Raw genomic sequence first — 22215 nt, 5'->3', positions numbered from 1 at the left:
AAAGGTGATCGTCAAGGCTTCGGTGTGGTGGCTCGTGGTCCTGCCCGCGGGGGCGTCGGTGGCGGTGCTGTACTCGCTGGTCTTCCCGTCGGGGAACTCGGGGCCGTTCCTGGTGGGGGCGCTGCTCTGGGCGCTGGTCGGGGTGGTGTGGCTCGGGCGGCTGATCTGGCGGCGGGACAGGTGGCTGTGGGCGACGCCGGCGCTGGCGCTGACCATGGCCGTGTGCGCCTGGTTCGACCTGCCGATGAAGGCGGCGTTCGCGGCGGGCGAGGCGAACCTGGAGCGGCAGGTCGCCTCGGGGAAGGCGGCGCGGGCGGGCCTCTACGAGATCGCGAAGGTCGAGCCCGTCGAGGGAACGGACATGACGCGGCTGCGCGTCGCGGGCACGGGCGGGCCCTACTACGAGGAGACGGGCTTCCTGTACGCGCCCTCAGGGGTCCCCGCGAAGGCGGACGGCCTGAGCGGCATCGTCTACCGGCCGATCAAGGGCGCCTGGTACTGGTACGACATCCCGACGCCCTGACCCCGCTCACCCCCTGCGGAATCCGCCCTCGGTGCTGAGGTACTGGCCCGTCATCCAGCCGCCTTCGTCGGAGACGAGCCACGCGACGAGGCGGGCCGCGTCGTCGGGGAGGCCGTAGCGGCCCAGGGGGAACGCGCGCGCGAAGCCGGGGAACTCTGCCTCCGGCGGCAGGTGCCCGGTGTCGACGGGGCCGGGATTGACCGCGTTGAGCAGGATGCCCCTCTCGGCGAGTTCGGCGGAGACGGTCGGCAGCGCCCCGATCAGGGCGCCCTTCGCGGCGGTGTAGGCCACTTCCGAAGGCATCGGTCCGAGGTGCTGGCCCGATCCGAACCAGACGACGCGGCCTCCGGCACGGCCGTCGTGCTGCGCGGCGAAATCGCGGGTCAGGAGAAGCGTCGAGCGCGCGTCGACCTGCCAGTGGGCGTCGAGCCAGGCCGGGTCCAGCGCGCTGAGCGGGCCGTCGGAGCCGCTGCGGGCGTGCACGCAGACGAGGGCGTCGAGGTGGCCGTAGGCGGCCACGGCGGCCGCCACGACCGCGGAGGGGGCCTTCGGGTCGGCGAGGTCGGCCGGGAGGTCCACCACCCGCGGCGCGGCCTCCCGCAGCGACTCCAGGACCGCGGAGAGGTCATCGGCGCCCCACGGCTGCGCGGCGTCGTGCGCCTGATGGTGGGTGACGAACAGGGAGGCGCCCATGGCGCCGAGCCGCCGCGCGACCGCGTGGCCGATGCCCCGGCGGCGGCTGACCCCGGTCACGAGCACGACGCGCCCGGCGAGCGGCGCGGACGAGGAGGAGCTCACGCCCGCGATCCTGACACGAGCACGCCGGCACCCGCCACGGAGAAATCTTCGCTCTCGCCGCCTGGCGTGCGGGGCGATCCGTCGAGAGCGCCGGGAGGTGGGAGCTTCCCGGGGGCGGACGGGCCGCCCCCGGGGACGCGGGTCACTCCGCGGGTGTGCGGGGGCCGATCGAGCCGCCGATCGCGGCGATCGCGACGGACAGGGGGGTGCCCGACCCGTCGCGGCGGCCCAGCTCCGGTGGCAGGTCCGCGGGCTGGCCCGTGGAGGTCGCGGCCGAGGCGGGCATCGGGCCCGCCCAGGCGAGGATCACCGTGTTCTCGCCCTTGAGGAAGCGGTGCGAGCGGACCCCGCCCGTCGCGCGGCCCTTCGGCGGGAAGTCGGCGTAGTCGCTGACCTTCGCCGCGCCGAGCTGGGTGCCGGCCAGGGACTCGGTGTCGCCCGCGACCGTCACCACGGCCGAGGGGCGCGCCGGATCGACAGCCCCGAAGAAGATCGCCTTGGCCTCGGGCGCGAGCTTGATGCCCGCCATGCCGCCCGCGGGCCTGCCCTGCGGCCGGACGTTGGAGGCCGCGAAACGCAGCAGTTGACTGTCGTCGGCGATGAAGACGAGGTCGTGCTCCTCCGACTCCAGCTGCACGGCGCCGATGACGCGGTCGCCCTCCTTGAGGGTGATCACCTCGAACTCGTCGCGGTTGGCCGGGTAGTCGTTGAGCACCCGCTTGACGACGCCCTGCTCGGTGCCGAGCGCGAGGCCCGGCCCGTCCTCCGACAGCGCGCCGACGCCGACGACGGTCTCGCCCGGCGCCAGCTTGATGAACTCCTCCACCGGCGCGCCGCCCGCGAGCGACGGCGGCGAGGCCGACGGCGGCAGGATCGGCAGGTCGATGACGTTCGCCTTCACCAGGCGCCCGGCGCTGGTGACGATGCCGAACTCGGCGCGCGCGGACGTGGTGAGCACCGCGGTGAGCACGTCGTGCGCGGCCCGCGGGCCGTCGTCGGGCAGCGGGTTCGGCTCGGTGGTGCGGGCCAGCAGACCGGTCGAGGACAGCAGCACCAGGCACGGGTCGTCGCTGACCTCCAGCGGCATCGCCGCGACCTGAGCCTGCCCGCCGGCCTCCAGCAGCACCGTGCGGCGCGGCGTGGCGAACTCCTTGGCGACCGCCGCGAGCTCCTTGGACACCAGCGAGCGCAGCTTGGTCTGCGACTCGAGGATCGCCGTCAGCTCGGCGATCTCCTTCTCCAGCGTGTCCCGCTCCTTCTCCAGCTCCAGCCGGTCGAAGCGGGTGAGGCGGCGCAGCGGGGTGTCCAGGATGTACTGGGCCTGGATCTCCGACAGCTCGAAGACCTGCATCAGGCGGGAGCGCGCCTGACCGGTGTCGTCGGAGCTGCGGATGACCTGGATGACCTCGTCGATGTTCAGCAGCGCGATCATCAGGCCGGCGACGAGGTGCAGCCGCTCCTCGCGGCGGCGGCGCCGGTACACCGAGCGGCGGCGCACGACCTCCAGCCGGTGGTCGACGTACACCTGGAGCAGTTCGCGCAGGCCGAGGGTCTTCGGCTGGCCGTCGACGAGCGCGACGTTGTTGATGCCGAAGGTCTCCTCCATCGGCGTCAGCCGGTAGAGCTCCTCGAGGACTGCCTCGGGGTGGAAGCCGTTCTTGACCTCGATGACCAGGCGCAGGCCCGTCGTGCGGTCGGTGAGGTCCTTGAGGTCGGCGATGCCGTTGAGCTTCTTCGCCTGGACCATGTCCTTGATCTTGGCGACGACCCGCTCAGGTCCGACGTTGTAGGGCAGTTCGGTGACGACGAGGCCCTTGCGGCGCTGACTGACCGCCTCGACGTGGACCGTCGCCCGGGTCTTGAACGTGCCGCGGCCCTTGGCGTAGGCGTCCCGGATGCCTTCGAGGCCGACGATCCGGCCGCCCGTGGGCAGGTCGGGGCCGGGGACGAAGCGCATCAGGTCTTCCAGCGTCGCGTCCGGGTGCACCAGCAGGTGCCGGGCCGCGGCGACGACCTCGCCGAGGTTGTGCGGCGCCATGTTGGTGGCCATGCCGACCGCGATGCCGCTGGCGCCGTTGACGAGGAGGTTCGGGAACGCCGCGGGCAGGACGTCCGGCTCCAGCTCCTGGCCGTCGTAGTTCGGCCGGAAGTCGACGGTGTCCTCGTCGAGGCCGGTGACCATGCTCATCGCCTCGGGCGACATCCGCGCCTCGGTGTAGCGCATGGCCGCGGGGGCGTCGTCGCCGCCGAGGGACCCGAAGTTGCCGTGGCCGTCGACCATCCGCATCCGCATCGCCCACGGCTGGGCCAGGCGGACCATCGCGTCGTAGATCGCGCTGTCGCCGTGCGGGTGCAGCTTGCCCATGACCTCGCCGACGACCCGGGCGCACTTGACGTGCCCGCGGTCGGGCCGCAGGCCCATCCCGTTCATCGAGTACAGGATGCGCCGCTGCACCGGCTTCAGTCCATCGCGCGCGTCGGGCAGCGCGCGGGAGTAGATCACCGAGTAGGCGTACTCGAGGAAGCTGCCCCGCATCTCCTCGGCTACGTCGATGTCGACGATGTTCTCTTCGAAGTCCTCGGGGGGAGGGGTCTGCGCTGAACGACGTGCTGCCATGAGGGCTATTCTCGCGGTTCCCGAAGACAGTTTCGTACCAGGAGCGCCAGGATGAGCCTTGCCGACTTTCAGAATGAGATCTATCTGAACGGTTTGTCGGACCTCAGGCCGTCGCTGCCCACGGATCTTTCCCAGCTCGAGGCACTCGCCGGGGAGCGCCTGGGCGGGCAGGCGTTCGGTTATGTCGCCGGGGCCGCGGGCACGGAGTCGACCGCGCGCGCCAACCGCGCGGCCTTCGAACGCCGGCGCATCGTGCCCCGCATGCTGCGCGACACCTCCGCTCCGGACCTCTCCACCACGGTCCTGGGCACGGCGATGCCCGCGCCGATCATGCTGGCGCCCGTGGGCGTGCTGTCGATCGTGCACCCCGAGGGCGAGATCGCCGTCGCCAAGGCGGCGAAGGAGACCGGCGTGCCGATGATCCTCAGCACCGCCGCCTCGCGCACCATCGAGCAGGTCGCCGAGGTCGCCGGACCGCGCTGGTACCAGCTGTACTGGCCGAAGGACCGGGACCTCGCCGAGAGCTTCGTGAACCGGGCGGCGGCCGCCGGGTACGAGGCGCTCGTCGTCACGCTCGACACCTACAAGCTCGCCTGGCGGCCCCGCGACCTCGACACCGCCTACCTGCCGTTCCTGCGCTCGATCGGCGTCCAGAACTACTTCAGCGACCCCGTCTTCCTGAAGGCCGTCGGCGGCGAGATCACCGAGGAGAACCGGATCGCGGCGATCCTGCACTGGGTCGCCAACTTCGGGAACCCGACCCTCACCTGGGACGACCTGGCGTGGCTGCGCGAACGCTGGGCGGGCCCGATCGTCCTCAAGGGCATCCAGCACGTGGACGACGCCCGCAAGGCCGCCGACGCGGGCATGGACGGCATCGTCGTGTCCAACCACGGCGGACGCCAGGTGGACGGGGCCGTGGCGTCCCTGGACTGCCTCCCGGGGATCGCCGAGGCGGTCGGCTCGCGGCTCTCGGTGCTGTTCGACAGCGGGATCCGCACCGGCGCCGACGTCGCCAAGGCCGTCGCGCTCGGCGCGGACGCGGTGCTCATCGGCCGCCAGTACGCCTACGGGCTGGGACTGGGCGGCGAAGCGGGCGTCAAGCACGTCCTGCGCTGCCTCATGGCGGAACTGGAGCTGACCATGAGCCTTTCCGGGCTCAACCGGGTCGAGGACCTCATCCCCGACATCCTCGTCTGAGTCTTCTGGTCTGAGGCTCCGGTCCGAGCCTCCGGCCTGGGCCTTCTGCGAGGTCGGGCCAGTCGCACCGCGGTCGTAGGCTGCGGGGCATGAACCGATGGGAAGAACTGACCGGGGGAACGTCCGGCGAGGACTACGCCGCGAGGTTCGCGGCGCTGGCCGGATCCGGGAAGGACGTCCACGGGGAAGCCCGCTTCTGCGCCGCCCTACTGACGCCCGGAGACCGTGTTCTCGACGCGGGATGCGGCACCGGAAGGGTGGCGATCCGCCTTGCCGAACTCGGCCATCCCTGCGTCGGGGTCGACGTGGACGCGTCGATGCTGACCGTCGCCCGCAAGGCCGCCCCCGGCCTGACGTGGATCGAGGCCGACCTCGCGACGTTCGAGGCGCCCGGCGACTTCGACCTCGTCGTCGCGGCGGGCAACGTGATGCCCCTTCTCGCCCCCGGCACCGAAGCCGAGACCGTCCGGCGGCTGGCGGCCTGCGTCCGTCCGGGCGGGCTCCTGGTGGCGGGCTTCGGCCTTGACCGGGCCCACCTTCCCGTCGCGCCTTCGCTCACGCTGGACGAGTACGACTCCTACTGTTCGGCCGCGGGCCTCACCCTTGACGGCCGCTACGCGACCTGGGACGGCGATCCGTACGACGGCGGCGGCTACGCCGTGTCCGTCCATCGAGCCGCCTCCACCGGGATCCCTGAAGCCCGGCACCCGTGACATCTGTCATGGGCCGGAGGTGAGAGGTTCAGGGCCATGTCCTGACGGTCGGCACTGACCGGGGGCCGTCTTCGCCCGGCAGGCTTGAGGGCATGGACGAACGGGCGAACACGATCGAGGTCGGCGGAGGCGTCGAGGTCGGTCCCGGCGAGGTGGTCGGGGTGTGCGGGCCGGACGCGCGGGGCGTGCTGGAGTTGGCCTGCGGGCAGCGTCCGGGGGAGCCCGGCACGGTGCGCGTCGCCGGAGCCGATCCGTACCGGGACCGCACGGTGCTGGTCGGGGCGCTGTGGGCCGAAGGGGGCCTCTACGGGGAGCTGAGCCTGCGGGAGGTGACCGGGGCGTGGCGGCGGTGGTCGGGGCGGCCCTTCGGCCCGGACGCCGAGAGCGTCCTGGCGCGCCTCGCGGGCCGGGCTGCGGTCCCCTACGAGCGGCTGGCGGCGGGGGAGCGGCGGCTGTTCGACCTCGCGCTCGCCCTGCTGGCGGCGCCCGCCGCGCTCGTCGTCGACGAGCCCCTGGACGGCCTGGACGGGAGCGAGGCCGACGCGCTGGGGGCGGCGCTGCGCGAGCTGGAGATCCCCGTTCTCATCGGGGCGCGGACGCCTTCGGGAGTGCCCGGAGCCGACCGGATCGTCCCGACTGCGGCGTTCCTCCTGGCGGCCTGAGGAGCGCGTACTGTGGAGCCCCGACCGTGGCCCCCGAACCAGGGAGGTGGGCGGTGCGCCCGAGGCTGCCGAGCGAGTCCGCGATCGTCGCGTTCGTCGTCGGGCTGTCCACGGTCGCCTCCTGCGGACTGTTCGTCCAGGGCGTCGCCGACGTCACCGGCATGGCGCTCTCCGGCGGGCCGGTCCGGCCCGCCGTCGCGGGCACGGGCGCGGCGCTGCTGGTCGTGGTGCTGCAGGGCGTTTTGATGTGGCAGTCGGCGACCCGGCAGGTCGGCGCGCGCAGCCGGGTCGCGCTCGCCGTCGCCGGCGCGGTCTGCTTCGCCCTTCCGCCGCTGCTCGGGCCGACCTGGAACGCGGCCATGCTCGCGGTCGGCGGCATGATCGCGGTGACCCTGCCGGAGCGGCTCTCGGTCCCGCTCGTCCTCGCCGCCGCCGTGCCCGCCGCCGGGATCACCGCGGCGACCGGCGCGGACGGCCTCCAAGCGCTGATCGCCGGACTCGGCCTGCCCGTCGCGGGGCTGTCCGCGTACGCGACAGTCTGGCTGTGCCTCGCCGTCGGCGAACTTCGCGACGCCCGCGCCGAGCTGGCCCGGCGCGCGGTCGGGGAGGAGCGCATCCGCTTCGCCCGCGACCTCCATGACGTCCTCGGGCACAGCCTCCAGGCCGTCGCGCTGCGCGCCGAACTCGCCGAGCGGCTGCTGCCGCGCGACCCCGACCGGGTGGCGCGGGAACTCGCGGAGATCCAGGCGATGGCGCGCGGGGCGGTGCAGGAGATGCGCGAGGTCGTCCGCGGCTACCGGATCACCTCCCTGCACACCGAACTCGACGGCGCCACGGCAGTCCTGAGGGCCGCCGGAATCGACTGCGCGGGCGCCGCGCTCCCGGCCGGCCTGCCCCGCCACGTCCACGAGACGCTCGGCTGGGTGGCGCGCGAGGCGGTCACCAACGTGCTGCGGCACAGCGGCGCCACCCGGTGCGCGATCCAGGTGCGGACGGACGGGGCGCACGCCGAGCTGGAGATCGCGAACGACGGGGCACGCCGGGCGGCGGGCTCCGGGAGCGGCCTCACCGGCCTCCGCGAACGCCTCGCCGCCGTCGGCGGGACGCTCCAGGCGGGACCCGCCGAGGGCGGCGAGTTCCGGGTCCTGGCGACGGTCCCCCTCACGGCGGCGGAAGCCCAGGAGGCGGGACAACGGGAGCCGGGACCCGAGGAGACCGGCCCGCGGGAGACGGGACGGCACGGGAGCGCGCGGCAGGAGGCAGGCCCGCAGGAGGCCGAGAGCAGGGAGGCCGAGTGCCAGGACGACGGCCAGGAGGACGAGCGTCGGGAAGCGCGGTCGCAGGAGGCCCGGTGAGCGAGGACACGATGAGCGGAGGCACGGTGACCGGGAGCGGGGCTCAGGGGAGCGCAGTGAGCGGGAGCGGGGCCCAGGGGAGCGCGGCGATCAGGGTGCTGCTGGCCGACGATCACCACCTCGTCCGGGAGGCGCTGGCGCTGCTGCTGGGGACCGTGGAAGGGATCGAGGTGGTCGCCGACGTGGGCCGCGGGGACGAGGCGGTGGCCCGCGCGCTCGCCGAACGGCCCGACGTGGCGGTGCTCGACATCGACATGCCCGGCCTGGACGGGCTCTCCGCGGCCGAGCGGCTCGCGGCGGAACTGCCCGGCTGCCGGGTCGTGATCGTCACCGGGCACGGAAGGCCGGGGAATCTGCGCCGCGCGATGGCGGCCGGCGTCCGCGGGTTCCTCGGCAAGGACGCCCCCGGCTCACGCCTCGCCGAGGTGATCGAGCAGGTCCACGCGGGCGCCCGCTACATCGACCCGCAGCTCGCCGCCGACGCCCTCGCCGCCGAGGAATGCCCCTTGACCCCTCGAGAACTCGACGCCTTGCGCGCCGCCTCCGACGGCTCCCCCGTCAGCCGCATAGCCCGCGCCCTCTCCCTCTCCGAAGGCACAGTCCGCAACTACCTGTCCTCCGCCGTCACCAAACTGAACACCCCCAACCGCCACACCGCAGTCCAAGCCGCCCGAGACCGAGGCTGGCTATAACCCACCCCCTACCGTCCCCACGCCCCCAGGCGTGCGGACGCCGTGACTGGTGGGCCTCTGGTGGGGCGCAGGTCGGCCCCGTGACCCGGGCGGCCTCGTTCCCTCTGGCGTGCGGACGCCGGGACCTGTGGGCGTCTGGCGGGCGCGGGGCGGGGGTCAGGAGAGGGCGGTGGCCACGGCGGCGGCTATCGGGGTGCGGTGGACGGGGCCGTGGCCGGGGAGGATGGTGTCGGCGGGCAGCGGGGCGAGGAGGTCCAGGGCGGCGCGGGTGGCGCGCTCGTCGTGGTTGAAGATCGGGTGCAGGAGCTGCGGGCCGCGGCGGCGCGAGGTCGGGTGCGCGGTGGCCAGGGCGTCGCCCGTCACCACGGCGCCGAGATCGGGCAGGTGGTAGCAGGTGTGGCCCGAGGTATGGCCGGGGGTGAGGACGGGGATGGGGCGGCCCGGGACGTCGAGGGCGCCGGTCGTGGGCAGGCCGGAGACCGGGTCGCGGACGAGGTCGTCGTGCGTGTGCGGGCGGGCCTCGGGGACGCGCGGGTCGGTCAGCACCCCGGCGCGCAGGATGTGCAGGGTCCAGCCGAGGAAGCCCGGCCGCCACAGGTTCGCCGCCACGTCCTTCGGCGCGGCCTGCTGCAGGTACTCGCGCCGGACGTGCGGGGCCTCCTCCGCCGAAGTGATCACCTGCGCCTTCGGCGCGAGCCGCAGCAGCTCGGGGATCGCCCCGATGTGATCGACGTGGGCGTGCGTGACGAGGATCGCGGTGATCTGCTCCGGCCGGTGCCCGACCGCCTCCAGGCTGTACCGCACCGTCTCCAGGTCGCCCGGGTACCCGGCGTCGATCAGGGTGACGTCGTCGCCCTCGGCGAGGATCGTCCAGTTGACGGCGGCGGCCTCGACGAAATGGGCGTCGTCGGACAGCCGGGTGATACGTGGGGCGCGCACAGCGGTCTCCTCGGCGGGTCGGGTTCGCCGCGACTCACGTCACGGTGCTGCCAAGCGGAGGCAAACACCTCGACCCTATCCGGAAGACTCTCCGAAGACTACTCAGCGTGATCGAGCCAACAGATCGGCAGAACGGTCATAAGACTGTCAAGCGGGTGCCATTTCGGCCTCGCGGCGGGGCTTCCACGCGGTGACCAGACCCGCGACGACGGCGCCGAGGGTGCCCAAGGCCTCATCGCCGAGCGTGTCCCGGTAGATCCCGACGCTCTCGGGCGTGTCGAGGATGAAGGCGCCGTACTCGGCGATCTCCCAGCCGATCGCGGCGATCGCCCCGATCCCCGCGCACAGCAGCACATGGGCCCACGGCGGCAGGGAGAGCGAGCCGCGGCGCAGCGCGACCCCGGCCGCCGACACCAGCAGCACCCAGTTGAAGAAGTGGCAGAAGTCGTCGAACCATCCGATGGTGTCGTAGAGATCGGCCGCGTTCCCCGCGACGTCGATCACGAACGGCGCCGTCAGCAGCGCGTCCACGTCCCAGGGGAACGCCCCGCCCTTCCCCAGTCGCCTGCGCGCCCACCAGACGACGGGCACCACCATCACCGCCAGCGGGTACGCGACGGCCCGCGCCCCCATCGCCTTGTCCGCGAACCGCTCCCACTCCGGAAACGCCAGGGCCATCCCCAGCAGCACCACGAGCGCCGCCTTCAGCCCGACCGAGACCACCCGCCACACACCCATGCCGCCCACCCTCCCGCACCCCGCCCGCCCCCGGCTACCCCTCACCCCACCCGCCCCGCCGTCCCACCCCTCCGCCCGCCCCGGCTGCGCCTCGCACGGCCGCGTGTGCCGACGCCTGGGCGCGCCGTGCCGCCGTTCGGCACCTCTGGCTTCGTCCGGCTGCTCCTCGCGGCGGTGTGCGGGGCGCGCGGGTGTTGCGCACGGCCACGGCTCCTTCTCGCGGGGCCGCAGGTGCGGGGTGGGGGTTGCCGGATGAGGGGGTGGGGCGCGCGGAAGCGCCGGCGGTGTCGGGTGGGGCTGGTGGGTGGTTCGGGTGGGGTCAGGTGGGGGTGGCGAGGACCAGGGGGAGGACGGCCGTGGCGCCGGCCTCGCGCAGGAGGCGGGCGGCGACGGTGAGGGTCCAGCCGGTGTCGGAGAGGTCGTCGATGAGGAGGACGGGGCCTGGCGGCACGTCGAGATCGAGGGTGAGGGAGCCCATCACGGTGCGCAGGCGGGTGGCGCTGTTGTGCTGGATCGGTGGGACCGGGCCGACGGAGGTGAGGGCGCCCAGGTAGGGCAGGCGGCCCAGGCGGCAGATGTGCTCGGTCAGGGAGGCGACCAGCGCGGGGCGGGTGCGCGAGGCGATCGAGGCGACCGCGACGGGCCGCTCCGCCCAGTCCCAGGAGGCGAGCACCTTGACGGCCTCGGCGAGGATCTCCTCGGGAACGGGGCCGTCGGCGGCCTGCCGGTCGACCAGGGCGCGCAGGCGCGGCCCCCAGCCGACCCCGGTGAGCCGCCCGACCGCGCGGCCTTCGGCGGCCTGCTCCGCGGGCGGGATGCGCCCGGAGAGCCCGAGATCGCTCTTGAGCCCGGTGGGCCACATCTTGCGCGGCTCCAGGACGATCCCGGGCCGGGCGAGCCGCTCGCGGGTCCCCGCGACGGAGGCCTCGGCGACGTCGGCGGGCCATGGCTCACCGGTGCACACGTCGCACCTGCCGCAGGGCTCGGCGGAGGCGTCGTCGAGGGTGCGGCGCAGGAAGACCATCCGGCACTCGTCGGTGTCGGCGTAGGCGAGCATCGTGCGCTGCTCGCGCTCGCGCGCCTCCTGGACGCGGGCGTACCGCTCGGCGTCGTACTCCCACGGCTGCCCGGTGGCGACCCAGCCGCCCTTCACGCGGCGGACCGCGCCGTCGACGTCCAGCACCTTCAGCATGGTCTCCAGCCGCGACCGGGACAGGTCCACCAGCGGCTCCAGCGCGATGGTGGACATCGGCCGGTCGCCGAGCGCGCCGAGGGTGGCCCGCACGAGCGGCTCGGGCGGGAAGGCCAGGGACGCGAAGTACGACCAGATCGCCTTGTCCTCGGCGCCTGGCAGCAGGATCACCTCGGCGCGTTCCACACCGCGCCCGGCGCGGCCGATCTGCTGGTAGTAGGCGACGGGTGAGGCCGGCGCGCCCAGGTGGACGATGAAGCCGAGATCCGGCTTGTCGAAGCCCATGCCGAGCGCACTGGTGGCGACCAGAGCCTTGACCCGGTTGCCCAGGAGATCCTCTTCGGCGCGCAGCCGCTCGGCCTGCTCGGTCTGCCCGGTGTAGGCGGCGACCTCGTACCCGCGCTCGCGCAGCAGGGCGGCGACCTCGTGCGCGGCGGCGACGGTGAGGGTGTAGATGATCCCCGAGCCGGGCAGCTCCGCGAGGCGCTCGGCCAGCCAGGCCAGCCGCTGCTCCGGGGTGGGCAGCTTGACCACGGCGAGCCGCAGGGAGTCGCGCTCCAGGGTGCCGCGCAGCACCAGGGTGCCCTCGCCGAGCTGCTCGGCGACGTCGGTGGTGACGCGGGCGTTGGCGGTGGCCGTGGTGGCCAGCACCGGGACGCCTGGCGGCAGCTCCGCGAACAGGGTGCGCAGCCGCCGGTAGTCGGGCCGGAAGTCGTGGCCCCAGTCGGAGATGCAGTGCGCCTCGTCGACGACGACCAGGCCTGCGTCCACGGCCAGCTTGGGCAGCACCCGGTCGCGGAACTCCGGGTTGTTGAGCCGCTCAGGGCTGACGAGCAGCACGTCGACCGCGCCGGAGGCGACGTCGGCGTAGACGGCCTCCCAGTCGTCGATGTTGGCGGAGTTGACCGTGCGGGCGTTGATCCCGGCCCGGGCGGCGGCCTCGATCTGGTTGCGCATGAGGGCCAGGAGTGGGGAGACGATCACCGTCGGGCCCGCGCCGCGGGCCCGCAGCAGGGACGTGGCCACGAAGTAGACGGCCGACTTGCCCCATCCGGTGCGCTGGACGACCAGCGCCCGGCGGCGGTCGGACACCAGGGCGGAGATCGCCCGCCACTGGTCCTCGCGCAGCTTGGCGGTGGCCCCGGCCAGCGCCCGCAGACACCTCTCGGCTTCCTCACGCAGTTCCATGCCCCCATGACTACCAGTCCGCGCCGACACTCGCGGACGAGCCTGTGGACAACTCTCCGGCGCCCCCGCCGCACCTGCGATTGATCCGTTATGCGCTGGTCAGGTGTCCGACTGCGGTCTGTCGGCCCCTGCTGGTAGACCTTTCGCGTCAGTTCCCCCAGAGAGGCCGATCGACGATGATCAATCACTTCATGGAGTCCTTCGCCGGTCTTCCGGTGTTCGACGTCACCGAGGAGACCGCGTTCACCGGGCTGCCCGACGCCGCGTCGGTGGCGTGGCGGCTGCGGATCGACGACTACGTCGAGGAGTTCGAGCCCTTCGAGAAGCTGTTCGCGGACTTCCTCGAGCACGTGGACACCGCCCGCGTCCAGGCGCTGATCTTCGGGAACTGGGGTCCGACCTACGAGGTGACCTCCACCAGGCCACTGGCGCTGCTCACCGACGCCGCCGAGCGCTTCCCGAACCTGAGGGCCTTCTTCTTCGCCGAGTACCTCCAGGAGGAGTCCGAGATCTCCTGGATCATGCACGGCGACATCACCCCCCTGTTCAAGGCCTTCGAGGGCCTTGAGGAGGTCGTCGTCCGGGGCGGCTCGGACCTCGCGCTGGAGCCGCTGAAGGCGCCGGCGCTGAAGTCCCTGCGCTTCGAGGCGGGCGGGCTGCCCGGCCGGGTGGTGCGCGCGGTGGCCGCCTCCGAGCTGCCCGCGCTGGAGTCCCTGGAGCTGTGGCTCGGCATCGAGGACTACGGCGGCACCACCGTGGCGGCCGACCTCGCCCCCGTCCTCAGCGGCGAGCGTCTGCCCTCGCTGGGCTTCCTCGGCATCCAGAACTCCGGCATCCAGGACGAGATCGCCGCGGCCGTCGCCGTCGCCCCGGTCGTCGCCCGGCTGGAGGCGCTGTCGCTGTCGATGGGCTCGCTCACCGACGTGGGCGCCGAGGCGCTGCTGTCCGGCCAGCCGCTCGGCCACCTCGCCCGGCTCGACCTGCACCACCACTACATGTCCGACGCGATGATGGCGCGCGTCGTCGCGGCGTTGCCCGGCGTCGAGGTGAACGTCGACGACCAGAGCGACCCCGAGGACGAGTGGCGCTACGTCGAGGTCTCGGAGTAGCCGGTGCGCCTCACCGTGGTCGGCACGCCGGGGGACCGCCGCGTCGGCCTCTTCGCGGCGGCCTGCGCGCGGGCCGGGCTGGCCGAGCCCTCCGTCGTCCCCTGGCGCGACGTCCTCGCCGGGCGTCCCTTCACCGTCGAAGGGATGCTCCGGATCGACTCCCCTGGGGAGGACGCGGAAGCCAACGCGCTGCTGCGCGGACCCGGCGACCCTTCCCGGATCGGCGGGGGAGCGCGCTGGTACCGCACCTTTCTCGACGGCCTGGAACGGCTGCGGCCCTACCCGTCCTTCGGCGACGCCGACGAGATCGCCGTGATGTTCGACAAACGCGTGGCCCACGCGCGGCTGGAGGCCGCCGGGGTGCCGGTGCCTCCCGCGCTGGGGCCGGTCGGCGGCTACGCCGAACTGCGGGAGCGGATGGCGGAGAGCGGGTTCCACCGGGTCTTCGTCAAGCCCGCGCACGGCTCGTCGGCCTCCGGGGTGGTCGCGCTCCAGACGGCGGGCGGCAGGATCCGGGCGCAGACCTCGGCGACGCGCGACGCGGCGGGCTGGTACAACGCGCTCGGCGTGCGCGCCTACACGGGCGAGGCCGAGGTGGCCGATCTCGTCGACGCGCTCGCGCCGGACGGCCTGCACGTCGAGAGGTGGTTCCCCAAGGCGGCGCTCGGAGGCAGGGTCTTCGATCTGCGCGTGGTGGTGGTCGCCGGGGAGCCGACGCACGCGGTGGCGCGCACCTCGCGGGCGCCCATGACCAACCTCCACCTCGGCGGCGCCCGCGGCGACCTCGCCGCGGTGCGGGCGGCCGTGCCGTGGGAGGAGGCCATGGACGTGTGCGTCCGGGCCGCGGCCTGCTTCCCGCGCAGCCTGATGGTCGGCGTGGACCTCCTCGTCGGGGTGGGCCTGCGGAGGTTCGCGGTCGCCGAGGTCAACGCGTTCGGCGATCTGCTGCCGAATCTGCCCGGTCTGTCCGGCGGCCATGACACCTATGATGCCCAGGTCGCCGCCTATCTACGGACGGAGCGTGTGACATCAGTGGATAACCGAAATGTCCGTGATGCCTGGTAGGACTGTGGGATCCGTCCACCCTGGAGGCCGCCGATGCCCGACATGAACACCATCGTCGGCACCCACGACATCGTGCTCGTCACCCTCGACACGCTGCGCTACGACGTCGCCGTCCGGCTCGCCGAGCAGGGCCGGACCCCTCGTCTGACCGAGCGGTTCTCCTGGCAGGAGCGGCACGCGCCCGGGAACTTCACCTTCGCCTCGCACATGGCGATGCTGAGCGGGTTCCTGCCGACCCCCGCGGGGCCCGGTCCGCATCCGCGGCTGTTCGCGGGGGCGTTCCCCGGCAGCGAGACCACCGCACCAGGCACCTGGACGTACGAGCAGGCGGATCTGCCCGCGGGGCTCGCCGCGGCCGGGTACCGGACGGCGTGCGTCGGCGGCGTCGGGTTCTTCAACGGGCTGACGCCGCTCGGCTCGGTGCTGCCCGGCATGTTCACCGAGGCGCACTGGGCGCGGGAGTTCGGGGTGACCTGCCGCGAGGGCCTCGACCACCAGCTCGACAAGGTGGCCGAGATCCTGGCGGGCGCACCCGAGCGGCTCTTCCTGCTGCTGAACGTGGCCTCGCTGCACCAGCCGAACCACTTCTACCTGCCCGGCGCGTCCGGTGACTCGCTGGAGACCCACGCCGCGGCCCTGGAGTACGTGGACGCGGGGATGGGGCGACTGTTCGGCATGCTGCGCAGGCCGTCGTTCGTCATCGTCTGCTCCGACCACGGCACCGCCTACGGCGAAGACGGATATGTCGGGCATCGTCTTGGGCACGAGGTCGTCTGGACCGTGCCGTACGGAGAGTTCGTGATCGCTTGATCCCCTTCAGCCCCTATCAGGGCTACGTCTACGCGTACCCGCACAAGTCCGCCTACCGCCCCCTCGACCCGGCCCCCGCCCTCGCCGACGTCTGGGCAGGCGAGGACACCTCCGCGCTGTTCCTCTACCTGCACATCCCGTTCTGCGAGATCCGCTGCGGCTTCTGCAACCTGTTCACCCGCACCGGCGCCCCCGAAGACCTCACCTCCGCTTACCTCTCCGCCTTGGAGCGCCAGGCGGACGCGGCCATGGACGCACTCGGGGACGTCCGCTTCTCCCAGGCCGCCTTCGGAGGAGGTACGCCGACCTACCTCACCGCCGCCGAGCTGGAACGCCTCTGCCTCCTCACTCGGCGGCTCGTGACGGGCGACGGCACACGCGGCGCGATCGGCGTGCCGCTGGGCGTCGAGACCTCGCCCGGCACGGCCACCCCGGACAGGCTCGCCGTCCTGCGCGACTTCGGCACCACCCGCGTCTCGATCGGCGTGCAGAGCTTCGTGGAGGCCGAGGCCCGCGCCGCGGTCCGGCCGCAGCGCACCGCCGAGGTGGTGCGCGCGCTCGACGCCATCCGCGACGCGGGCTTCCCGACCCTGAACGTCGACCTGATCTACGGCATCGAGGGCCAGACCGAGCGGACCTGGATCGACTCGATCGACCGGGCGCTGGAGTGGAAGCCGGAGGAGCTGTACCTGTACCCGCTGTACGTCCGGCCGCTGACGGGCCTCGGCAGGCTCGCCGGAGACTGGGACGACCAGCGCCTCGGCCTCTACCGGGCGGGGCGCGACCACCTGCTGGCCCTCGGGTACGAGCAGGTGTCCATGCGGATGTTCCGGCTGCCCACCGGCGCCGACGGGTCCCGGTACACCGAGTACACCTGCCAGGAGGACGGCATGGTCGGCCTCGGCTGCGGCGCGCGTTCCTACACCTCCCGGCTGCACTACTCGTTCGAGTACGCGGTGGGCGCCGCGGAGGTCCGCGCGATCATCGACGAGTACGTGCGGACCGAGGACTTCGGCCGCGCCCGCGTCGGGTTCCGCCTGGAGGACGCCGAGCGCCGCCGCAGGCACCTCCTGCAGTCCCTCCTGCAGGCCGAGGGCCTGGACATCGCGGCCTACGCCCGCAGGTTCGGCACCGACCCCGGCGACGACGCGGACCTCGCGCCCTTCGCCGAGCGGGGCTGGCTGGAGCGGACCGGGGAAAGGATCCTGCTGACGCCCGAGGGCCTCGCCCACTCCGACGCGATCGGCCCCGCCCTCTTCTCCCCGGAGGTCGACCGACTCATGGCCGCCTACGAAGCGCGCTGATGCTGACGATCCTCTACCGCGGCCCCTTGGCCGGCTGCGACTACGACTGCCCCTACTGCCCGTTCGCCAAGCGCCGCGACAGCCGCGAGCAGTTGCGCGCCGACCGCGACGCGCTCGCCAGGTTCGCCGCCTGGGTGGCCGCCCGCGACGAGGACACCGCGGTGCTGTTCACGCCGTGGGGCGAAGGCCTGGTCCGATCCTGGTACCGGGAGACGATGATCGCGCTGAGCCGCCTGCCGCACGTGCGGCGGGTCGCGATCCAGACCAACCTGAGCGGCCGGACGGCCTGGACGGCCCGAGCCGACCGCGAGTCCCTCGCCCTGTGGACGACCTACCACCCCGGGCAGGTGTCCCACGAAAGGTTCCTCGCCAAGAGCCTGGAGCTGACGGCCCTCGGAGTACGGCACAGCGTCGGCGTCGTCGGGCAGCCCGAGCACCTCGCGGCGGCCCGCCGGATGCGGGCCGACCTGCCGCGGGAGACGTACCTGTGGATCAACGCCGCCGAAGGCCTCACCTACACCGACGCCGAGGCCGCCGAATGGACGGCTCTGGACCCGCTGTTCTCCTACAGCCGCCACCCGCACCGCAGCCTCGGCCTGCCCTGCCGGACCGGCCATGACGTCGTCTCCGTCGCCGGGGACGGGACGGTGCGGCGCTGCCACTTCGTGAAGACGCCGCTGGGCAACCTCTACGACGGCACCTTCACCCCGAGTGCGGCGCCCTCGGCCTGCCCGAACGGCCTGTGCGACTGCCACATCGGCTACCTGCACCTGGAGCCGCTCCACCTCTACGACGTCTTCACCGGCGGCCTGCTGGAGCGCATTCCGGCACACCTGTAGGACCGCCCGCCCGGGCGGCCCGCCGCGCACCTCCGTGACGCCCCGGCCCCTGTTCGCGGGGCGCCACGGCCGACCTTGGGAAAGGACTCCGATCAGGTCTCCTTCTCCGGCCGGTACTCCTGCTCGGTCAGCCCGAACGTCCAGGCGACGCCCTCGCGGGCCGTCCTGGTGCGCGGCGGCACCCGCAGGTAGTAGGTGCGCACGGAGCCGTCCGGCTCGGGCGTGGAGTTCAGCACCTCGACCATGACGACGGGCTCGTCGTCCGGCAGCTCGATCCGCCAGAGGGTGCCGGTCTCGTCCTTGTGCACGGGGGCCGCGCCGGACTCGGCGAGGTACCTGTCGAAGCCGAAGTGCTCCAGCATCACGCGGCGCAGCTCGGCGTTCCGCTCGGCTCTGATCCGCGCGGGGGTGAGCTCGGCGAGGGCGCCGACGAACTCGGCGGGGAAGGGCATGCCGCGCCACGCGTACAGGGCGAAGCCGTCGGGGTAGGCCAGGGCGGGGCCGTCGCCGCTGTGCAGGCGGCCCGGCTCGTCGCGGCACAGCCGGGAGGGGCGCTCGCTGAAGATCACGAGGTTCTCCCGCGGCCACCACCAGCCGGCCGACGCGGCGACCTCGGCGAGGCCCTCCAACGGCCCGAGGCGGCCGAGGTCGGCGAACAGACCGAGCCAGGGCGCGTCGTGCTGGCCGAGGACGGCGTCGAGCGACGCGCCGCGCAGCAGCGGGGCGACCTCCTCGCCCCCGAAGTCGGCGAACGCGTTCCTGATCCTGGTGACGAGCCCGTACACCGCCTCCCAGGTGAGCCCGCCGGTGCGCGCCCACGCCTCCGCCCAGCCTGCCGGGCCGAGTTCGGCATGCGCGGCCGCCCGCTCGCCCTCCCAGGGAAGGGTCCGCACCCGCTCCCGGACGGACGCGCCACCCCCGAGCCGCGCGAGGACCTCGACGGACACCTCGAGGCCCGCCGACCCGAAGCCCGAACCTTCCGCCGGGGATGGCCGGGAGGGGGTCAGGGTGCGGTCGGGGAGGTCCGGGGAGCGCAGGACGCAGCCCGGCGGGATGAGGCCCTCCAGGCGGGCGCGGGTGGCGGGGGAGAGTTCGGGGTCGAGGAGGGCGGCCAGGACGGCGCCGGCGAAGGGGGAAGGGGCCCACAGCACATGCTCGGGCTCGGGCAGGCCCGCCGTCCGGTAGGCGGCGGCCGCTCCGGCCTCGGCGCGCGGGCGGTCTGCGGGGGAGGCGGTGAAGGGCATCGTCGGGATCACCGTTTCGTGGGTCGGGGGGAGGGAGGGCGGCGACGGGGTTCGAGTCAGTCGGCGACCGCGCGGGCGTCGAAGTCCGCAGCGACGTACTCGCGCTGGCGCGTGACCTGGAACCAGCCCGCGGGCAGCGTGATCGGCCCGTGCTCCTCGTGGACGAGCCGCCCGCCCTCTGGCAGGTGCAGGTAGTCCGACTCCATGGGATGCGGGGTGCGGTGCAGCGCGCCCTGCCCGGTGATCGCGTGCGCGTGGCCGGTGGCCTCGCCGAGGGCGAGCACGATGCGGCCCCGCGCGTCGCGCGCGACGGGAGGCAGCGCGAGCACGGCGGGCGGCACGGCCGCGGCGTCGATCGGACGGATCAGAATGTCTCCCTGGCGGTACATGGCACGACCGTAACCGCCCCCACTGACAGAACCCGCCCCCGCGGATCCACGCCCCGAACCGAGAACACCTCGGCCTCGCGCGGGCGAGCGCGGGGCCGAGGTGCGTCAGGGGAGCCGGGGAACGCCGGCGGGCGGTCAGGCGGCGGGCAGGACCGAGCCCTGGTACTGCTTCTCGATGAACGCGCGGGTCTCCGGCGACTGGAGCAGTTCCAGCAGCTCGGTGATCTGCGGGTCGGTCTCGTCGCCGGTCTTCACCACGAGGCCGTTGGCGTAGGGGTTGCCGTCGGCGGACTCCAGCGCGAGGGCGTCCTCGGACGGGACGAGACCGCCGGAGATGGCGTAGTTGCCGTTGATGACGGCGGCGTCGACGTCCTGGAGGGAGCGCGGGAGCTGCGCGGCCTCAAGGGCCTTGAACTCGAGGTTCTTGGGGTTGGCGGTGATGTCCTTCTCGGTGGCGGTGACGCCCGCGCCGTCCTTGAGGGTGATGACGCCCTCGTCGGCGAGCAGGAGCAGCGCGCGGGCGCCGTTGGTGGCGTCGTTGGGGATCGCGACCGTGGCGCCGCTCTTCAGCGCGTCCAGGGACTTCGCCTTCTCGGAGTAGACGCCGAGGGGCTCCAGGTGGATGTTGCCGACCCAGGTGAGGTCGAGGCCCTTCTCGGCCTTGAAGTCCTCAAGGTAGGGCTTGTGCTGGAAGTAGTTGGCGTCGAGGGTGCCGTCGCTGAGCGCGATGTTCGGCTGGACGTAGTCGGAGAACTCCTGGATCTCCAGGTCCAGCTCAGCCTTCTCGGCGAGGTTGTCCTTGACGAAGTTCAGGATCTCCGCGTGCGGGGACGGGCTGGCGCCGATGACGAGCTTGTCGTCGGCGGACTCGGTGGAGCCGCCGCAGGCCGCGGTGAGCGCCAGGGCCGCGGCGGACAGGGCGACGGTGATCTTACGGAGCACGGGAGTGCCTTTCGGGTCTCTTACTTGTGGGAGAGCCGCCGGACGAGGAGATCGCCCAGCATCTGGATGACCTGGACCAGCACGACCAGCACCGCCACGCAGGCGATCATGGTGCCGGTCTCGAAGCGCTGGTAGCCGTAGCGGATGGCGAGGTCGCCGAGGCCGCCGCCGCCGATCGCGCCGGCCATGGCCGAGTAGCCGACCAGGGTGATCACGGTGACGGTCAGGCCCGCGACGAGACCGGGCCGGGCCTCGCGCAGCAGGACCTTCCCGACGATCTGGGCGCGGGAGGCGCCCATCGCGCGGGCGGCGGAGACGACGCCGGGGTCGACCTCGCGCAGCGCGGTCTCGGCGAGCCGCGCGAAGAACGGGATCGCGCCGATCGTGAGCGGCACGATCGCCGCCTCGGTGCCGATGGTGGTGCCGACGATCGACCTGGTCAGCGGCAGGACCGCGACCATGAGGATGATGAACGGCAGGGACCGCCCGACGTTGACCACGAGGCCGAGCACCCGGTTGACCGGGACGCAGGGCGCGAGGCCGCCGCGGTCGGTGAGGATGAGCAGGACGCCGATGAGGAGTCCGCCCACCGCGGTGATGACGGCGGAGACCCACACCATCTGGAGGGTCTCCTGCAGGGCGAGGAACAGGTCGGCGCTCACGCCGCGATCTCCAGGGTGAGGCCGCTCTCGCGCAGGTGCGCGATCTGCGGGGCGTTGAGTTCGGGCGTGCCGGGCAGTTCGATGCGCAGGCGTCCGACGCGGGTGTCGCCGACCTCCTCGATGGCGCCGCCGAGCACGTTCACGTCGATCGAGTACGTGCGGGCGAGCGAGGAGATGAAGGGCGTGGAGGCGTCGTCGCCGATGAAGGTGACGTCCAGGATCGTCGTGTCCGGGCGGGTCTTCGGCTCGGGCAGCGGGAACAGGCCGCGCGCGAGTTCCGAGCCGGGGGCGGCCAGCAGGTCGAGGACCTTGCCGGTCTCGGTGATCCTGCCGTCGCGCATGATCGAGGCGGAGTCGCAGATCTTCTTGACGACCCCCATCTCGTGGGTGATCAGCAGGATCGTCAGGCCGAGGTCGCGGTTGAGGTCGCGCAGGAGATCCAGGACGGAGTCGGTGGTCTCGGGGTCGAGCGCGGAGGTGGCCTCGTCGGACAGCAGCACCTTGGGGTCGGCCGCGAGCGCGCGGGCGATGCCGACGCGCTGCTTCTGGCCGCCGGACAGCTGCGCGGGGCGGGCGCGGGCGTGCTCGGCGAGGCCGACGAGCTCCAGGAGCTCCCCGACGCGGCGCAGCCGCTCGCGGCGGGGCACGCCGGTGACCTCCAGCGGGAACGCGACGTTGCCGGCGACGTCGCGGGAGCCGAGGAGGCCGAAGTGCTGGTGGATCATGCCGATGCGCTGCCTGGCCTTGCGCAGGTCGGCGCCGCCGAGGGCGAGGAGGTCGGCGCCGTCGACGTGGACGCGGCCGCTGTCGGGCCGCTCCAGGGCGTTGACGCTGCGCAGGAGGGTGCTCTTGCCCGCTCCGCTGCGGCCGATCACGCCGTGGATCTCGCCTTCGGCCACATCGAGGCTGACGCCGTCGAGGGCGGTCACGGTCCTGCCGCGGGTGCGGTAGACCTTGCTGAGGTCGTCGAGCTTGATCACGAGGTCTCATTCCCGGGCAGGGCCGCGTTCGGGCGCGGCGCTGCGGTAGTGGGGCGTACAGGGGCGGGAGCGCACGGGGGCTCGGCTGGCCGAGCCCGTGTCAGGGCCTCAACCGCACATTCGCCGACACGCGACGCGCACGGCCCACAGCGGGCGGCGGTCTCTCGGGTCGGCGTTCACGGACATGAGCTAATCATAAGACGGACATGTCCGCAAAATCGGAAAGTAGTCGATCACCACGCTAGGTGATCAGT

21 protein-coding genes are annotated in these 22215 nt (G+C 73.1%); 11 read left to right on the top strand and 10 right to left on the bottom strand.

Annotated features, from left to right (window positions below; translation table 11 throughout):
• Positions 1-4: 4 nt before the first annotated feature.
• On the top strand, positions 5-523 hold the full coding sequence (locus ACYVOM_RS25390; protein WP_460306001.1) for a hypothetical protein: 519 nt from the start codon (positions 5-7) through the stop codon (positions 521-523).
• Between the two features lie 6 nt (positions 524-529).
• Here ACYVOM_RS25390 and ACYVOM_RS25385 read toward each other — a convergent pair whose 3' ends face one another.
• Together ACYVOM_RS25385 and ACYVOM_RS25380 are read right to left on the bottom strand one after the other, a co-directional pair.
• Positions 530-1321, bottom strand: coding sequence for an SDR family oxidoreductase (locus tag ACYVOM_RS25385; protein WP_460306000.1), 792 nt, complete (start codon positions 1319-1321; stop codon positions 530-532).
• A gap of 142 nt (positions 1322-1463) precedes the next feature.
• Positions 1464-3938, bottom strand: coding sequence for a DNA gyrase/topoisomerase IV subunit A (locus tag ACYVOM_RS25380; RefSeq protein ID WP_460305999.1), 2475 nt, complete (start codon positions 3936-3938; stop codon positions 1464-1466).
• Between the two features lie 51 nt (positions 3939-3989).
• On the opposite strand from ACYVOM_RS25380, the gene ACYVOM_RS25375 reads away from it, so the two are divergent.
• The 5 genes from ACYVOM_RS25375 (at position 3990) to ACYVOM_RS25355 (ending at position 8560) form a co-directional block, all read left to right on the top strand.
• Positions 3990-5138 carry a lactate 2-monooxygenase gene (locus tag ACYVOM_RS25375; RefSeq protein ID WP_460305998.1) on the top strand — a complete coding sequence of 383 codons (1149 nt, stop codon included), beginning with the start codon at positions 3990-3992 and terminating at the stop codon, positions 5136-5138.
• 89 nt (positions 5139-5227) lie between these two features.
• On the top strand, positions 5228-5851 hold the full coding sequence (locus ACYVOM_RS25370; RefSeq protein ID WP_460305997.1) for a class I SAM-dependent methyltransferase: 624 nt from the start codon (positions 5228-5230) through the stop codon (positions 5849-5851).
• 92 nt (positions 5852-5943) lie between these two features.
• Entirely contained in the window at positions 5944-6513 is a 570-nt protein-coding gene (locus tag ACYVOM_RS25365; RefSeq protein WP_460305996.1) for an ATP-binding cassette domain-containing protein, read from the top strand.
• A 53-nt stretch (positions 6514-6566) separates the two neighbouring features.
• Positions 6567-7868, top strand: a complete 1302-nt coding sequence (locus ACYVOM_RS25360) for a sensor histidine kinase (protein WP_460305995.1) — start codon at positions 6567-6569, stop codon at positions 7866-7868.
• 56 nt (positions 7869-7924) lie between these two features.
• The gene (locus ACYVOM_RS25355; protein ID WP_460305994.1) at positions 7925-8560 is read left to right on the top strand and encodes a response regulator; all 636 of its coding nucleotides are present in this window, start codon (positions 7925-7927) and stop codon (positions 8558-8560) included.
• 156 nt (positions 8561-8716) lie between these two features.
• Here ACYVOM_RS25355 and ACYVOM_RS25350 read toward each other — a convergent pair whose 3' ends face one another.
• The 3 genes from ACYVOM_RS25350 to ACYVOM_RS25340 form a co-directional block, all read right to left on the bottom strand.
• Positions 8717-9499: an MBL fold metallo-hydrolase gene (locus tag ACYVOM_RS25350; protein WP_460305993.1), complete on the bottom strand. Its 783-nt coding sequence runs from the start codon at positions 9497-9499 to the stop codon at positions 8717-8719.
• Positions 9500-9646: 147 nt separating this feature from the next.
• A complete protein-coding gene (locus ACYVOM_RS25345; RefSeq protein WP_460305992.1) occupies positions 9647-10237 on the bottom strand; it encodes a hypothetical protein in 591 nt (196 codons plus the stop codon).
• 319 nt (positions 10238-10556) lie between these two features.
• Entirely contained in the window at positions 10557-12617 is a 2061-nt protein-coding gene (locus ACYVOM_RS25340) for a RecQ family ATP-dependent DNA helicase (protein WP_460305991.1), read from the bottom strand.
• 176 nt (positions 12618-12793) lie between these two features.
• On the opposite strand from ACYVOM_RS25340, the gene ACYVOM_RS25335 reads away from it, so the two are divergent.
• The 5 genes from ACYVOM_RS25335 to ACYVOM_RS25315 are packed head-to-tail and all read left to right on the top strand — an operon-like array spanning position 12794 to position 17744.
• Entirely contained in the window at positions 12794-13726 is a 933-nt protein-coding gene (locus ACYVOM_RS25335; protein WP_460305990.1) for an STM4015 family protein, read from the top strand.
• A 3-nt stretch (positions 13727-13729) separates the two neighbouring features.
• Positions 13730-14791, top strand: coding sequence for an STM4014 family protein (locus tag ACYVOM_RS25330; RefSeq protein WP_460305989.1), 1062 nt, complete (start codon positions 13730-13732; stop codon positions 14789-14791).
• Positions 14792-14824: 33 nt separating this feature from the next.
• Positions 14825-15601 (top strand): STM4013/SEN3800 family hydrolase, encoded by a 777-nt coding sequence (locus ACYVOM_RS25325; RefSeq protein WP_460305988.1) that lies wholly within the window; start codon positions 14825-14827, stop codon positions 15599-15601.
• Positions 15598-16905 (top strand): STM4012 family radical SAM protein, encoded by a 1308-nt coding sequence (locus ACYVOM_RS25320; protein WP_460305987.1) that lies wholly within the window; start codon positions 15598-15600, stop codon positions 16903-16905. Before ACYVOM_RS25325 ends, ACYVOM_RS25320 begins: the two co-directional genes overlap by 4 nt.
• Complete coding sequence (locus tag ACYVOM_RS25315) at positions 16905-17744, top strand: STM4011 family radical SAM protein (protein WP_460305986.1); 840 nt, start codon at positions 16905-16907, stop codon at positions 17742-17744. The genes ACYVOM_RS25320 and ACYVOM_RS25315 overlap by 1 nt, the downstream gene beginning before the upstream one ends.
• A gap of 92 nt (positions 17745-17836) precedes the next feature.
• On the opposite strand, the gene ACYVOM_RS25310 is transcribed toward ACYVOM_RS25315, so the two are convergent.
• From ACYVOM_RS25310 to ACYVOM_RS25290, 5 genes are all read right to left on the bottom strand, one after another.
• Complete coding sequence (locus ACYVOM_RS25310; protein ID WP_460305985.1) at positions 17837-19000, bottom strand: DUF6745 domain-containing protein; 1164 nt, start codon at positions 18998-19000, stop codon at positions 17837-17839.
• Positions 19001-19044: 44 nt separating this feature from the next.
• Complete coding sequence (locus tag ACYVOM_RS25305) at positions 19045-19377, bottom strand: hypothetical protein (RefSeq protein ID WP_460305984.1); 333 nt, start codon at positions 19375-19377, stop codon at positions 19045-19047.
• A gap of 135 nt (positions 19378-19512) precedes the next feature.
• Positions 19513-20319, bottom strand: coding sequence for a MetQ/NlpA family ABC transporter substrate-binding protein (locus ACYVOM_RS25300; RefSeq protein ID WP_460305983.1), 807 nt, complete (start codon positions 20317-20319; stop codon positions 19513-19515).
• A gap of 20 nt (positions 20320-20339) precedes the next feature.
• Positions 20340-20939: a methionine ABC transporter permease gene (locus tag ACYVOM_RS25295; RefSeq protein ID WP_460306047.1), complete on the bottom strand. Its 600-nt coding sequence runs from the start codon at positions 20937-20939 to the stop codon at positions 20340-20342.
• 38 nt (positions 20940-20977) lie between these two features.
• On the bottom strand, positions 20978-21961 hold the full coding sequence (locus ACYVOM_RS25290; RefSeq protein ID WP_460305982.1) for a methionine ABC transporter ATP-binding protein: 984 nt from the start codon (positions 21959-21961) through the stop codon (positions 20978-20980).
• Positions 21962-22215 lie beyond the last annotated feature (254 nt).

The sequence above is a fragment of the Actinocorallia aurea genome, from assembly GCF_054783995.1.
Note: the sequence above shows the minus strand (reverse complement) of the source record. Positions and strands in the feature narration are given on the sequence as shown.